The 14,691-nt window shown below is 33.0% G+C and carries 13 protein-coding genes; 4 read left to right on the top strand and 9 right to left on the bottom strand.

What is annotated here, in order from left to right; genetic code table 11:
• Positions 1 to 2: 2 nt before the first annotated feature.
• The 3 genes from Q361_RS11815 to recG all read right to left on the bottom strand — a co-directional run bounded on the left by Q361_RS11815 (position 3) and on the right by recG (position 3,950).
• Complete coding sequence (locus Q361_RS11815) at positions 3 to 1,058, bottom strand: efflux RND transporter periplasmic adaptor subunit (RefSeq protein WP_103726940.1); 1,056 nt, start codon at positions 1,056 to 1,058, stop codon at positions 3 to 5.
• Between the two features lie 94 nt (positions 1,059 to 1,152).
• A complete protein-coding gene (locus Q361_RS11810; protein ID WP_103726939.1) occupies positions 1,153 to 1,866 on the bottom strand; it encodes a hypothetical protein in 714 nt (237 codons plus the stop codon).
• Positions 1,848 to 3,950 carry an ATP-dependent DNA helicase RecG gene (gene recG, locus Q361_RS11805; protein WP_103726938.1) on the bottom strand — a complete coding sequence of 701 codons (2,103 nt, stop codon included), beginning with the start codon at positions 3,948 to 3,950 and terminating at the stop codon, positions 1,848 to 1,850. The genes Q361_RS11810 and recG overlap by 19 nt, the downstream gene beginning before the upstream one ends.
• Positions 3,951 to 4,017: 67 nt before the next feature.
• Here recG and Q361_RS11800 point away from each other — a divergent pair, with 67 nt between their 5' ends.
• Positions 4,018 to 6,111, top strand: coding sequence for a M1 family metallopeptidase (locus tag Q361_RS11800; protein ID WP_103726937.1), 2,094 nt, complete (start codon positions 4,018 to 4,020; stop codon positions 6,109 to 6,111).
• On the opposite strand, the gene Q361_RS11795 is transcribed toward Q361_RS11800, so the two are convergent.
• Entirely contained in the window at positions 6,112 to 6,633 is a 522-nt protein-coding gene (locus tag Q361_RS11795; protein WP_103726936.1) for a DUF7935 family protein, read from the bottom strand.
• A gap of 326 nt (positions 6,634 to 6,959) precedes the next feature.
• Between Q361_RS11795 and Q361_RS11790 the strand changes: the two genes are divergently transcribed.
• Both Q361_RS11790 and Q361_RS11785 read left to right on the top strand, forming a co-directional pair.
• The gene (locus Q361_RS11790) at positions 6,960 to 9,296 is read left to right on the top strand and encodes an ATP-dependent helicase (protein ID WP_103726935.1); all 2,337 of its coding nucleotides are present in this window, start codon (positions 6,960 to 6,962) and stop codon (positions 9,294 to 9,296) included.
• Positions 9,297 to 9,332: 36 nt separating this feature from the next.
• The gene (locus Q361_RS11785; protein WP_103726934.1) at positions 9,333 to 9,953 is read left to right on the top strand and encodes an L-threonylcarbamoyladenylate synthase; all 621 of its coding nucleotides are present in this window, start codon (positions 9,333 to 9,335) and stop codon (positions 9,951 to 9,953) included.
• On the opposite strand, the gene Q361_RS11780 is transcribed toward Q361_RS11785, so the two are convergent.
• The 4 genes from Q361_RS11780 to Q361_RS11765 all read right to left on the bottom strand — a co-directional run bounded on the left by Q361_RS11780 (position 9,948) and on the right by Q361_RS11765 (position 13,132).
• Positions 9,948 to 10,583 carry a peptidoglycan-binding protein LysM gene (locus tag Q361_RS11780; RefSeq protein WP_103726954.1) on the bottom strand — a complete coding sequence of 212 codons (636 nt, stop codon included), beginning with the start codon at positions 10,581 to 10,583 and terminating at the stop codon, positions 9,948 to 9,950. The two genes, Q361_RS11785 and Q361_RS11780, sit on opposite strands and share 6 nt — an antisense overlap.
• A gap of 97 nt (positions 10,584 to 10,680) precedes the next feature.
• On the bottom strand, positions 10,681 to 11,565 hold the full coding sequence (locus Q361_RS11775; RefSeq protein ID WP_245874632.1) for a DUF2279 domain-containing protein: 885 nt from the start codon (positions 11,563 to 11,565) through the stop codon (positions 10,681 to 10,683).
• Entirely contained in the window at positions 11,565 to 12,602 is a 1,038-nt protein-coding gene (mltG, locus tag Q361_RS11770) for an endolytic transglycosylase MltG (RefSeq protein WP_103726932.1), read from the bottom strand. Before mltG ends, Q361_RS11775 begins: the two co-directional genes overlap by 1 nt.
• Positions 12,599 to 13,132 carry a GNAT family N-acetyltransferase gene (locus tag Q361_RS11765; RefSeq protein ID WP_103726931.1) on the bottom strand — a complete coding sequence of 178 codons (534 nt, stop codon included), beginning with the start codon at positions 13,130 to 13,132 and terminating at the stop codon, positions 12,599 to 12,601. The genes mltG and Q361_RS11765 overlap by 4 nt, the downstream gene beginning before the upstream one ends.
• A gap of 343 nt (positions 13,133 to 13,475) precedes the next feature.
• On the opposite strand from Q361_RS11765, the gene Q361_RS11760 reads away from it, so the two are divergent.
• Positions 13,476 to 14,024, top strand: a complete 549-nt coding sequence (locus Q361_RS11760; protein WP_103726930.1) for a hypothetical protein — start codon at positions 13,476 to 13,478, stop codon at positions 14,022 to 14,024.
• A gap of 469 nt (positions 14,025 to 14,493) precedes the next feature.
• On the opposite strand, the gene Q361_RS11750 is transcribed toward Q361_RS11760, so the two are convergent.
• The coding region (locus Q361_RS11750; protein WP_146047021.1) for a transposase at positions 14,494 to 14,691 on the bottom strand (198 nt) is incomplete at its 5' end.

Here is a 14,691-nt window from a genome sequence, read left to right as displayed (position 1 = left end):
GCTTATTTTACTTTAAGTTTTATCTCGGCATCATTTTTCAAAGACATAATTCCGGTGGTAATAAGTGTATCGCCTGCTTTTAGTCCATTGGTAACGATAACCTCTTTATCGGTTCGGGTTAGCGTTTCTATCATTATTTCTTTTGCTTTATTGCCTTGCGCAACAAATACTTTTTTTCCTTTTTGCACAGGAATGACACTCTCAGAAGGTATTAGTATTGCATCTTGAATACGTTGCAAAGGCAAATCTACCTTGGCAAAAGTTCCTGCTATAAGTTTTCCCTCGTCATTATTTGCCAAAGCTCGCAAACGTAAAGTACGAGTAGTTGTTTCAACGGCTGGTTCTATGGCATAAATTTTTGCAGAAAAAACAATAGTCGTATTGGGTATTGAACAACTAACTTCGGTATTATTTTTTATACTTTGAGCATACTTTTCGGGTATTGAAAACGTAATTTTCATTTGACTGTTACTTACTAATGAAGCTATAGATACAGCGGGTGTAATATAACTTCCGGTAGAAATTGACCGCAAACCTATCTTGCCCGAAAATGGTGCTTTTATTGTAGTTTTTGCCAATTGAGCCAAAATAAGTTGGGTTTGTGCTTGCAATGTTTTGTATTCGGCGGTGGTAATATCGTATTCTTCTTTGCTTATGGCTTCTTTTTCTAATAGAAGCTTGGCTCTATGTGCATTTTCGGCTGCTAAGGCTTGTTTGGTTTTGGCTTGCGATAATTGTGCTTTTAATTCGGAATCGTCTATTTTTAATAACGCTTGCCCTTTGTTTACAAAAGAACCTTCTGTAAAAAAAATATGTTTTACAACACCCGAAACTTCACTATGAATATCTATTTGTTCATTGGCTTCTACAGAACCTGAAACCGATATAACATTGGTAAATTCTTGAGATTTAAGTACTATTGCTTGTACTCCTGTGGGAGGTTTTTTTCCGTCTTTGCCTCCTTTTTCATCAAGCTCTTTATTTTTGGTAATTCTATATACAATTAAGGCTCCTAATGCTACTACAAGTAGCAAAAGCACTATTTTTTTGACAGTCATAAAATGATGTTTTAGAAAACATCAAAAATAAACTTTTACCAGAACTTTTTAAGGGGATTTTGGTAATATTTAACGATTAGATCTATCAGTAAGTCTAAAAAGGAATTGTAATAAATCTATCAAAATTTTGAAAATCAGTAATTGTAAACAACATAGCATAACCTCCTGCTCCGTCGCCCCCTAAACCATAAATATAAATGGTATTATTTTTTTCGTTTTCAAAAACTTGTAAGAAATTAAAATTAATTTCATAAAGTTTTTTTAGAAAATGTTCTGGTAGATAGAAAACTTTATTGCGACTTTTAATTTTTATAGACTTAAATTCATTAGCAGGCATATTTCCATCTGTTCCATAGTAACTTTCGCCATCTATTTTATCTATTGTTGATGGATATAGCTTATTGTAAGAAAATTTATGCTGTTTTTTATCAAAACCTTGTAAGGTTACAAGTATCTCGTAATTGTCGTTTTTGAAAAGCATTTCATCTTTTGATAATATGCTACTTTTTAAAGCTGAGAAACCTTCAATAGACTGAATTCTATCATAGTAAACATATCCGCTATTTTCTTTTCCGTTCTGAAAATAATTTATATTAATCCAATTTGACGGAGTTGTTTCTAAGAAATAATATACAACTGTATTAGTTTTTAAAGTAGTATTTATTGTACTAAATTTGTTTGGTTCTGTCCTACAATTGACGTAACCATCTGTATCATTTACTATTCCAAAATGAAATTCTTGAGCTTGCAAAAATCCTGACAAATGCAATACAATTACCAATAAATACCTCAACTTATATAATTCCATATATTTTTCTTTTTGCCCATTTCAATAAACACTTCACGCATTTTTAAATGTTCTAGTTTGTTCATCGCCGGATCGTCTTTTAATAATTTTATGGCATAACCACGGGCTAATTGTAATATATCTCTATCTTTTACCAAATCGGCTATTTGTAGGTTTAGCACACCGCTTTGTTGTGTACCCATAATGTCACCTGGCCCACGAAGTTTTAAATCTACTTCGGCAATTTCAAAACCATCATTGGTACGGCACATGGTTTCCAGCCTAGTTTTGCTTTCATTGCTTAGCTTATAGCCTGTCATCAATATACAATAGCTTTGGTCGGCTCCTCGCCCTACTCTACCGCGCAACTGATGCAGTTGTGAAAGCCCAAATCGCTCTGCACTTTCTATAACCATTACACTCGCATTGGGCACATTTACACCAACTTCTATAACAGTAGTAGCAACCATAATATTGGTTTTTCCTTCTGCAAAACGGCGCATTTCTTCTTCTTTTTCGGCGGGTTTCATTTTACCATGTACCATAGAAATAGCATAGTGTGGCAAAGGAAAATCACGCGAAATACTTTCGTGACCATCCATCAAATCTTTGTAATCCATTTTTTCTGATTCTTGAATTAACGGATATACGATGTAAACTTGTCTGCCTTTGGCTATTTCATCTTTTAAAAATTTCCAAACTTTTAGTCTATTGGAATCAAATCGGTGAACGGTTTGTATTGGTTTTCGCCCTGGTGGCAATTCGTCTATTACAGAGATATCCAAATCGCCGTATAAACTCATCGCTAAAGTTCTTGGTATGGGTGTAGCGGTCATAACCAAAACGTGTGGCGGTATAGTGGCTTTTCTCCATAGTTTACTGCGTTGTTCCACACCAAAACGATGCTGTTCGTCTATAATGGCTAAACCTAAGTTTTGAAACTGTACTTTGTCTTCTAGTAAAGCATGAGTACCAATTATAATATCCAAACTTCCATTTTCTAGCCCTTCATGAATATCTTTTCTCTCTGAGGTTTTGGTAGAACCTGTAAGTAATTTTATCGTTATATTTAATGGCTTTGCAAGTTCTTGCAAACCATTGAAATGCTGGGTTGCTAAAATTTCGGTAGGAGCCATTAAACAACTTTGAAAACCATTGTCTTTTGCCAAAAGCATACACATTAAGGCTACAATAGTTTTACCCGAACCAACATCGCCTTGCAACAATCTATTCATTTGTGCATGACTGCCTAGATCATTTCGTATTTCTTTCAATACTCGTTTTTGGGCATCTGTTAATTGAAATGGCAAATGATTTTGATAAAAATCGTTGAAAAAATTACCGACTGTTGTAAAAGGATAACCTTTTATTTTATGTTTTCTTACAAGGTTTTTACTTATAAGTTGTAACTGAATAAAAAATAATTCTTCAAATTTTAATCGAAACTGGGATTTTGCCAACAAATCGGGACTTTTTGGGAAATGTATGTTGAATAACGCCTCATTTTTTGACACCAACTTCAACTCATCGAGTAAATATTGAGGCAATGTTTCGGTAAAAAGTGCTTTTGTTTCTACAAAAATTTGCTGCATCATTTTGTTTACAGCCCTATTTGTAACTCCTTTGTTAGCTAATTTTTCGGTACTTGGATAAACAGGTTGCATGGCACTTCGCAAACTAGCTTTATGTTCTTGCAGTAATTCCAATTCTGGATGTGCTATGGTAAAAACAGTACCAAACAAACTCGCTTTGCCAAAAGCAACATAAGGAACGTTGAGTTTTAAACTTTCGCGAATCCATTTTATACCCTGAAACCAAACCAATTCCATTTCACCTGTATCATCTGCAAATAGAGCAACCAAACGGGTTCTTCCTTTGGCTTGTTCTACTGTTTTGATGTGAATAATTTTGCCTACTACCTGAACTTCAGAATTAGTATTTACCAATTGATTGATTTTGTAATACCGAGTTCTGTCTATATATCTATTTGGAAATAAATGAAGTAAATCTAAATACTTATGAATATTGAGTTCCTTACGCAGTAAATCACCACGTTGCGGACCAACTCCTTTAAGATATTCTATTGGGGTTTCCAGCAAATTCATAAATATATATCTGTATTGTGCGAATATAAATGTAAATTTGAATTATTAAAAGTCAAAATAAAATTATATGAAATTTTTGGGTGTAATATTTTTAAGTTTCTTTTTTGGTATAACGTTGGCTCAACCTAATAAAAAAGTAGATTTTTTAACCCTGCACGCTCAAGTTACTCCAAATTTTGAAACCAAATCAATCACTGGGAATTGCACATTTACTTTTGATGTAAAACAACCTGTAGATACTATAAAAATAGATGCCAAAAACATGGATTTTTACAGTCTATATCTAAACGAAAAATCCGTACAATTTCAAAATAACAAAAAACAATTAGTATTGTATGAAGGTTTTGCCATTGGAAGAAATATTTTGAAATTTACCTATGAAGCCACGCCAAAACAAGCTCTGTATTTTGTAGGAAACAACGAAAATTTTCAAATATGGACACAAGGTCAGGGGAAATACACAAGCCATTGGCTACCTAGTTTTGACGATGTTAATGAAAAACTTATTTTTAGCACTGATGTTGTTTGTAGAACCGATTATACGGCATTATCTAATGGTGTATTACAAAGTAAAACCCTAAACAGCAAAGGCAGTCATTATACTTGGAGTTATGCTATGACCAAACCCATGTCTTCGTATTTGGTTATGCTTGCTATTGGAAAGTATGACAAAAAAGAAGGTATATCAAAAAATAAAATCCCTTTAGAATGGTATATCGAACCAATTGATAGTTCAAAATTTGAAACTACGTACTGCTATTCCCAAAAAATGTTTGACTATTTAAACAAAAAAATTGGAGTAAAATACCCTTGGCAAGTGTACCGTCAAGTTCCGGTGAGAGACTTTGTGTATGCAGGCATGGAAAATACAACCGCAACTATTTTTGCCCGAGAATATGTAGTAGACAACATGGGGTACAACGATCAAAATTATATTAATGTAAATGCGCACGAACTCGCACACCAATGGTTTGGCGATTTGATAACCGCTACCGAAGGCAAACACCATTGGCTACAAGAAGGCTTTGCTACCTACTATGCGCTTATGGCAGAAAAAAATATTTTTGGCGAAGATCATTACTACAGTTCTCTTTACAACAATTGGCTAAAGATACGAACAGCTTCGAGTAGAGATACCATTCCTATACTGAATGAAAAGGCAAGTTCGCTCTCGTTTTACCAAAAAGGTGCTTGGGCTTTACATGCTTTAAAAGAAGATATTGGAGAACGAAAATTTGACAAAGCTGTAAAAAAATATCTTAAAAAATATGCGTTTCAAAATGTAAAAACAGACGATTTTTTAAACGAAATAAAAAAAGTAGCACCTCGATATGATGTACTAAGCTTTCAAAAAAAGTGGCTTGAGAATGGTAAGTTTGATAGTATTTACAATCCGTATTTAAAAAAATGGAAACAATACAAGTATCTAGAAATGGTTCGTGCTTCAAGTACATGGCAAAACAATCAAAAAGATAGTTTGTATATTGCTTTATTACAAGATAAAAATATACATGCTGTAGTGAAACAAGCTATCCTTTCTAAGTTTATTAATACCAATTTTACCGAAAAAGAGAAGTTTTTAAGAGCTGCTTTTACAGACAAAAACATACTGGTTCAAAAAGCCATTGTGAGAGCTATTTCGAATTACCCTTTAGATTTTCAACCTATAATTGACAGCTTGTTTGAAAATTCAAGTTACGATATTAAAAAAGATATGCTCAACAATATTATAATGAGCGATGAACAAAAAAAGCAAAAGTTAGCAACCAGCGAAATTTACTCACACAAAGATAGTATGCTACGTGTTACATGGCTACGTTTGGCTTTACAATTACACTATAAACCCGAACAAACACTTGAATTTAATAAAGAGTTAAACGAGCTTACAAGTGCCAATCATGACATCTACACACGCTTATCGGCATTTTGGTCTCTAAACCTACTAGCACCCGAAAATAAAGAAGCCTTAGCAAATTTATTCTTAGCAACGCAACATTACAATTGGCAACTTAATGGCGATGTGCGTCAGCTCGTTCGTTCTTATTTTCAAAATGAAGCACAACGTAACATAGTATTAGAATTTCAAAAAACAGCCTCGCCAGAGGTGCAAGAAATCATTCAAAAATACTACGAAAATTGGCTTTCAAAATCAAAAAAATAATTAAAAAAACGTTTGCAATTCGGCTTTTAAATACTGCAATGCTAGGTTGGTAGGCGATTCGTTTTCGAGTTGTACACTTAATACTTGTTCTCTAAATTGTTGTACCGTTTGTACTGTAGAATCGTGAGCTACTTCGCGAATAATTTGAATAACCGATGATTTTGCTTTCAAGATTGTGTTCCAACATTCATCTGTAATATAAATTTGTTGGGTAAGATTATGCTCGAGTTCTTGTTCTATATGATGTATTAGCAAATTTTGATAATCTTTTACATCATTACCTATTGGAGCCACACGCAAAATAAGTTTAGATAGCGAAATTCTTTCCAAAAAAAGAGCCATTCTTTCGTATGCTTGTAGTCGCAATGGTAAGGCTTGCTTTTGGTTTTCTCGCATCAATAAAAAACGTCGTCTGCTGTCGTCGTTTTGAATAAACTTTTTCAAAAAAACATAAGCAACGCCTGCCGTAATTAAGGCAGGTAAAGTATAAAAAGTAAGTTCTAGTATTTTATCTGTATTCATAGGTTTTTGTTTATTTTTATTCTAAAATTACTGATAAACAGGGCTATTTACACATGTACCCTTTTGGTTTATCAGACTTTAATTCCTCTAATAATTAGTGCTACAAACCTACATATTTTTTTAGAATTTACTATTTAGAAAACTATAAAATTCAATTTCAATTTAGGTTTTACTATGATTATTTTTTCCATCAAAAGCTAAATAAATCCTTTACAAATACATAACAAAATCATTTTATAACAAAGCTAAAAAACAAAAATATTAATCGTATTTAATATTGCAATAAACTACGAGTAATTGTACTTTTGATGTTTTGTTAAAACACTATGCAAAAATATATTCAACAACTTAACGAAGCCCAACAAGCCCCTGTACTACAAAAAGATGGGCCTATGATGATTATTGCAGGTGCAGGCTCTGGAAAAACACGTGTACTTACTATGCGTATTGCTTATTTAATGAGTTTAGGAGTAGATGCTTTTAATATTTTGGCTCTCACCTTTACCAACAAAGCAGCACGCGAAATGAAAAAACGTATTTCGGATATTGTAGGCAGCAATGAAGCTAAAAATTTATGGATGGGAACTTTTCATTCGGTGTTTGCAAAAATTCTTCGCATTGAAGCCGAAAGATTGGGTTATCCTTCCAACTTTACAATCTACGACACACAAGATAGTGTTCGCCTTATTTCGGCAATTATTAAAGAAATGCAACTCGATAAAGATATCTATAAACCCAAACAAGTTTACAGTCGTATTTCATCATACAAAAACTCATTAATTACTGTAAAAGCTTACTTTAACAACCCCGAATTGCAAGAAGCCGATGCGATGAGTAAAAAACCACGCATGGGCGAAATTTACAACAACTATGTTGATCGATGTTTTAAAAGTGGCGCAATGGATTTTGACGATTTACTTTTGAAAACCAACGAATTGCTCAATCGATTTCCCGATGTATTATCAAAATATCAAGACAGATTTCGGTATATTTTGGTAGATGAGTATCAAGATACAAACCACTCGCAATACCTAATTGTTAAAGCCTTATCCGATCGTTTTCAAAACATTTGTGTGGTAGGCGACGATGCTCAAAGTATATACGCTTTTCGTGGAGCAAACATTGGCAATATCTTAAATTTTCAAAAAGATTACGAAAACGTTAAAACCTATAGACTAGAACAAAACTACCGTTCTACCAAGCATATTGTAGAAGCTGCAAATTCTGTTATAGATAAAAACAAAACCAAACTCGACAAAATTGTTTGGACTGCCAATGATTTTGGTCCCAAAATAAAAGTTCACCGAAGCCTTACAGATGCCGAAGAAGGGCGTTTTGTATCAAGCGAAATTTTTGAACAAAAGCTGCGCAGCCAACTACACAACGGACAATTTGCCATATTATACAGAACCAATGCTCAGTCGAGAGCTATAGAAGATGCTCTTAGAAAAAAAGACATTCCTTATCGAATTTATGGTGGTTTATCTTTTTATCAACGTAAAGAAATAAAAGATGTGTTGGCTTATTTACGCCTCGTAATAAACCCAAAAGATGAAGAAGCTTTGGTACGCGTAATAAATTACCCGCACAGAGGCATTGGCGATACCACCGTAGAGAAACTTACCGTAGCTGCCAACCACTACAAACGCTCTATTTTTGAAATTATGGAGCATATAGACAAAATAGATCTTAAACTAAACTCGGGTACCAAAGCAAAGCTACAAGATTTTGTAACCATGATAAAGAGTTTTCAAGTTATAGACCAAAATCAAGATGCTTTTTATTTGGCGGAGCACGTTACAAAAAAAACAGGTTTGGTACAAGAACTCAAAAAAGACGGCACTCCAGAAGGCATTGCTCGTATTGAGAATATTGAAGAATTACTTAATGGTATTAAAGATTTTATAGAAGGTCAAAAGGAAATTGATGGTGCAAGAGGTGCTTTGTCTGAGTTTTTGGAAGATGTTGCCCTTGCTACCGATTTGGATAAAGATACGGGCGATGACGACCGTGTGGCGCTCATGACAATTCACTTGGCAAAAGGTCTAGAATTTCCGTATGTATTTATTGTTGGTCTAGAAGAAGACTTGTTTCCAAGTGCCATGAGTTTAAATACACGAAGCGAACTCGAAGAAGAACGCAGGCTTTTTTATGTAGCACTTACTCGAGCAGAGCATCAAGCTTATCTTACCTACGCACAATCACGCTATCGTTGGGGTAAACTCACAGATTGTGAGCCTTCTCGATTTATTGAAGAAATAAACGATGAGCATTTAGAATATATAAACCCTGCCGAAACAAGTGGTTATCGCTACAAACCTATGATTGATGTAGATATTTTTGGAGATATTGACAAGTCTAAACTAAGGCTTTCAAAACCTGTATCGGGTACTCCACCAAAATACATTACCGATAACGAACCTAAACCTAATAGTGCTATTAGAAAATTAAAACCTATCAATAGCAATACCCCTGCACAACAAGCTGGTACCGAAGTAAACAAATTAAATATTGGCAATATAGTAATGCACGAACGTTTTGGAAAAGGTACGGTTGTAAATCTAGAAGGTATTGGAGGCGACAGAAAAGCCGAAATAAAATTTGATGTAGGCGGACTAAAAAAATTGTTGCTTCGCTTTGCGAAACTAGATATTATTGGCTAAATGCTTTCTGAAAAAATTAAATTTTAAATACACAAAATGGCACAATTCATAAAAATATACAACGAAAAACCCAATGAAGCCGCTATAAAAAAAGTAGTTGATGTGCTTAAAAATGGCGGACTCATCATATACCCAACCGATACCGTTTATGGTGTAGGTTGTGATATTACCAACACCAAAGCACTCGAAAAAGTAGCTAAACTTAAAGGCATTAAACTTGAAAAAGCCAATTTATCGTTCATTTGTTACGATTTAAGTCATATTTCAGATTATGTGAAGCAAATAGACACCTCAACATTTAAGTTGCTCAAAAGAGCTTTTCCTGGCCCTTACACTTTTATTTTACCTGGTGGTAATGATTTACCCAAAGTATTTAAAAACAAAAAAACGGTAGGCATTCGCATTCCAGACAATACAATTATCCGAGAGATTGTAAAAGAATTGGGCAACCCTATAATTTCCACTTCTATACACGATGATGATGATATTATAGAATATGCTACCGATCCAGAACTTATTTTTGAAAAATGGCAAAATAAGGTAGATTTGATTATTGACGGAGGTTATGGCGACAATATACCTTCAACCATCATAGACTTATCGCAAGGCGAACCAGAAATAGTACGAGAAGGAAAAGGAAGTTTGGATATTTTATAAACGAACTCGAGCATTTTTATCGGCCTTAATATGATGCGTTTCATAGCCACCAAACTTTTTTAAATAATGGCTTATTGATGTGCCGAATTTATCTTTGCATTTCTTAGCTCCATTAGAATATAAATATTTTTTTACAGAACCTGCACCACCCAAATGAGCTGCTGCCAAAATACCCGATTCGGTAACACAAATACCATCGATTATTTTACCATCATACGCTTTAATAATTTTGCGCAAATTCCATTTATTTCTTTGAATAAGTGCTACAAATGCTTTTTCTTGTAACTTTTTGTTGTTTAAAAAATCTACACTATCGTGTACGCCAACCGTTTTTAACGCCGAAATACCAAATTGGTATTTACCCATATAACCCAGTGAATTTACCAAAGTGTATTTTCCTTGCGACTCTTTAAATCCCACAGCTTCTTTAAAACCCATAAAAGTTTTGCCTAAATAGGGAGCTTTTAGGTTGTAATCGTTGGTGTTTTGAGAGGGTAATTGATAGGGTAATCCTAAAGAAGTAGAAAAATCAGAATAAGACTTTTTACTTAGTGAAGAAGGTTTAAAACCTGTTGTAATAAACGCGACTATTGAAAAAATTAATAGGTAATAACTCCATTTTTTTATCATAAATTGTTTTTTCTCAGTTGCTGTCACCAAATCTGAAATTGACTTGGCAAAGATACTAAAAAAACAACAACTTTGATTTTCAACAAGTTAAAGTTTTCTAAAAGTAGATAAAGTGCATTTTACACCCGTTTAAAGAAGAAAACTCTACGGTAGGTGTAGGAAATTTTATCGTATTTAAAACAGAAAATATGGTTTTTAAAGTATGTGATTTTGTTCTTATTTTGGTTAAATCTACATCAAAACTTACATACAATTGTCGGTATCGTGTATCGCCGATTTCTGTTTTATGGGCATAAAACATATTCTCGCCTCCATAGCCTATAGCTAGGTTAAACCATTTTGGAAAGGTTTTATTTTTGGTAAAAGCATATACATTAAACGAGAGCCAATAAGTTTGCCCGTTATAATCTTTAAGAAGTTGTTGGGCAAAACTACTTCCAAGAGCGGTAGGTCGTGCAGAAGCTAAAGAGGTTGTATGAAAAGAAAATTTGGGTGTAATACGTTGTTCTTTCCACATCAATTCTTGTGAAACATATAGCCCTGTACCCAAAGTATTAGCAACCATATCTGTAGACGAGAAACCCCATTGTGCCGAATAACCGTCGAAAACCTCAACAATAGTCATAAACAACAAACCGCTAGAAGCCCCATAAAGCAATCTGTTTTTTCTTGACACACCTGCCCAACCCAAAGCGTCAGAATTTATTTTAGCCAAATGATAACAAGAGTAAAAATGACCTAGTTTATCCATTTGCAACCATTCTTGGTAATCATTTACAAAATGAAAATTACTTTGCGGATAATCTTTATACCACAATCTATTGAGCCCAACCAAAGCCGACGTAGCGACTGTAGTTTGGCTTAAAATTACTGCGTTTTTTCGAGGAAGATGTAACGTATCGGCAGGTTTCAAAAAAGATAATGTATCATTTTGAGCCCACGAAACTATTGAAAATAAGAAGATTATAGTTTTTTGCAACACTATTTACTAATTCCAGAACGATTTAACCAATCGTAATATTTTTTTGCATTTACTTGATGTTGTTCATAAGTCGATGCAAAATCATGATAACCAAAACGTTCGGTACTTGCACAAAAATAAATATAATCGTTATTATCGGGGTTAAGCACAGCATCTATAGCATCTACATCGGGCATCGCTATTGGACCTGGTGGCAAGCCTAAATTGTTGTAGGTGTTATACGGTGAATTGGTTTGTAAATATTGAGGCAACACCCTTTTGATAACCTGATTAAAATCGTTTGTTTTTTGCTTTACTGCATAAATAACCGTAGGATCTGCCTGCAATGGCATACCTTGTTCCATACGGTTGAGGTATACTTTTGCAATTTTTGGTCGTTCATCTTTTTTTACCGATTCTTTGTGTACTATAGAGGCCAAAGTAATTACTTCTGTGGGTGTTAAACCCAATTTTTGAGCTTTTTCTACTCTTTCTTTTGTCCAGAATTTTTTATACTCTTCGAGCATTTTATCTCTAAACTTTTGTGCCGAAGTATTCCAGTAAAACTCATACGAATTGGGTAAAAACATCGCTAAAACATTTTCTTTTGTAAAGCCATTTTTTTTCAAAAACACACTATCTCTAAAAGATTGCAGCAATTTCGTAGTATCGGGTTCTATTTGAGCACTCAGTCTTTCTACTAAATTTTCTAAGCGTTCTTGGTTGTTAAATGCCAATTTTACAGGTACATTTTTTCTAAGAGACGAAACTTGCTCAAAGGCACTCATACCATTTTTAAACACAAATTTCCCCGATTTTACATGTTCGGGATATTTTCTAAGTTTGGCTATAAACTCAAAATCTGACCAATTTTTCACATAAGGCTTTAAAATTTTTTGCACTTGTTGGTAATCAGAACCCGTAGGTATTGTTACATAAAACTCATCTTTCGATTGGGTATTGTTTGTAAAAAATTTAAACCATAAAACACCCAAAATTAAGATGCCAAGAGCTACTAGAGCGTATAGTATTTTTTTAGTTTTTGCAGATAATGTCATACTTTATCATTTATTAGCTGAAACATAATTTCATCTTCATAATTACTCCCGATGAAATTCCAATCTTTTTTTATTCCAATTTTACGGAAGCCAAAAATAGTAAAAAGCTTGATACTAGCTTCATTTGTACTACCAATATTTGCATACAATTGGTGCAAATTAAGTTTTTGAAAAGCATAATAAATAAGTAACTGCAAAGCTTGTTTGCCAAACCCATTGTTTCTGTCTTTTAGGTCTAGTATAACAATACCTACTCCTGCCCTACGATGACGAGGGTCAAAGTCGAACAAATCGATTAAACCAATGGCTTTGTGGGTGTTGGTTTTGCAAATGGCAAGTCTTAGTTGTTTGGCTTCGTAAATATCTTGATACGCATTTTTTAAATATTGCTTTATCAAGAATTTGCTGTAAGGAGTTTGTGTATTACTTACTTCCCAAATAGACTCATCGTTTTCTATTTTGTATAAAAAATCTAAATCTTCGGGTTCTAAAGCTCTTAAAAATATATGTTCTCCTTTTAATGTGGTCATACTATACTTATGTAGTTTTTCAAATTAGTAAAACTTTGACAAATATATTTATATAATCTATTTTTATTTTTACAAAAATGAAAATTCACTAACTTATTTTTTGAAAATTTAAAAAATAAAAAAGTATAACCGCGCTACCGTGCGAATTCTTTAGCGTAGTTATTGATAACCATGATAGTTTTTACTATTTTTGGTAAAAAGAACACGTTATGAGCAGAAATTACAAATTTCATAATTCTGAATGTTAGAGCGTCTTTGTGTTTTTATATTTAAATTGTAGAGTAAGGCGATAGGAATCTTGCGGTAGCTCAGGAGTTCAATAAGATAAAAAGGAATATTTTTTATGAAAAATAAAATAAATTTTATAATCACTCTATTATTATTTATTGCTTGTCAGCAGAAAGACCAACCCAAAAAAGTTGTGAATAAAAATTTATATCCTGATTATAGCAAAAAGTATTTAGATTATTTAAAAAAAAGTAGTATCGATTCAGGAAACACGTATTCATATGGTGAATTACTAAATTATTATTCTTACAATAATGATTCTACTAAAATGGAAGATTTTTGTCAAATATCAAAAACTGTTGCAGATAAATATAGTTTGTGTGATTCTAATTTTGAAGTTTATAAAATTATTATAAGAATTAACAATAAAGGTATTTATCATGATAGTCTATTTGGTAAGTTGCCTAAAGAAAAAAAAGAAATGGCATTTTCTTATATTAAAAAAGGTATTAAAGAAAATAATCCAAGTTGTTTAGGAGTATTAGAAATGTTATATCGTCATGGTTACGGTGTCCCTAAAAGCAAAAAAAAATCAGATAGTTTGTATAATTTGTTTTATAAAAAATATGATTTTTATCCATCTAAAATAGGAAGAGAAAATTAAAAAATGAAGATGGTTAACCCCAGCCGCCGCGCAATTCCTTCCGCGTGGTTATGGATAACCATGAAAGTTTTTACAATTTTTGGTAAAAAGAACACGTTATGAGCAAAAATTACAAATTTAATAATTCTGAATATTATAACGTACTTATGTTTTTATATTTAAATTGTAGAACCACGCAATAGGATTCGTGCGGTAGCGGAGGAGATGATTTGAAAAATCATATTGGGAAGAATAATAGTTATGCAATAATATACGGTATACAACACGTTCAAAATGGTGGTATGATGAAGGAAATGAAAACACCAGCTGGTATACAAGGTGATTCTAGATACAGCGTTGACCCAACAAGCTGGCAGGGTTTATGGAAAGCGTTTAAAAGTTGGTTTAACTAAACATATTTAATAATGATACATGAAAACCTATATTTTTTAATTATAAAGATATTAATATTATAACCCGTTGTGCATTATTAAGCGAGATTTATTTTTAAGTTGTTAATGTTTCTTTGAAATACAAATTTATTGAGAAATTGGATTGTTGTCAGTGTTGTGATTTTAGCCAAAATTCTAGTCTTAAACCCCTCAAAAGTTTTAGCGTAATTTCTTCTTATCATAAATTGGTCACACAGTTGAGAAAACAAAGTTTCAATTCTTTTTCTGTATTTTTT

This window comes from Flavobacterium croceum DSM 17960, from assembly GCF_002917885.1.
Classification (GTDB): domain Bacteria; phylum Bacteroidota; class Bacteroidia; order Flavobacteriales; family Flavobacteriaceae; genus Flavobacterium; species Flavobacterium croceum.
Note: the sequence above shows the minus strand (reverse complement) of the source record. Positions and strands in the feature narration are given on the sequence as shown.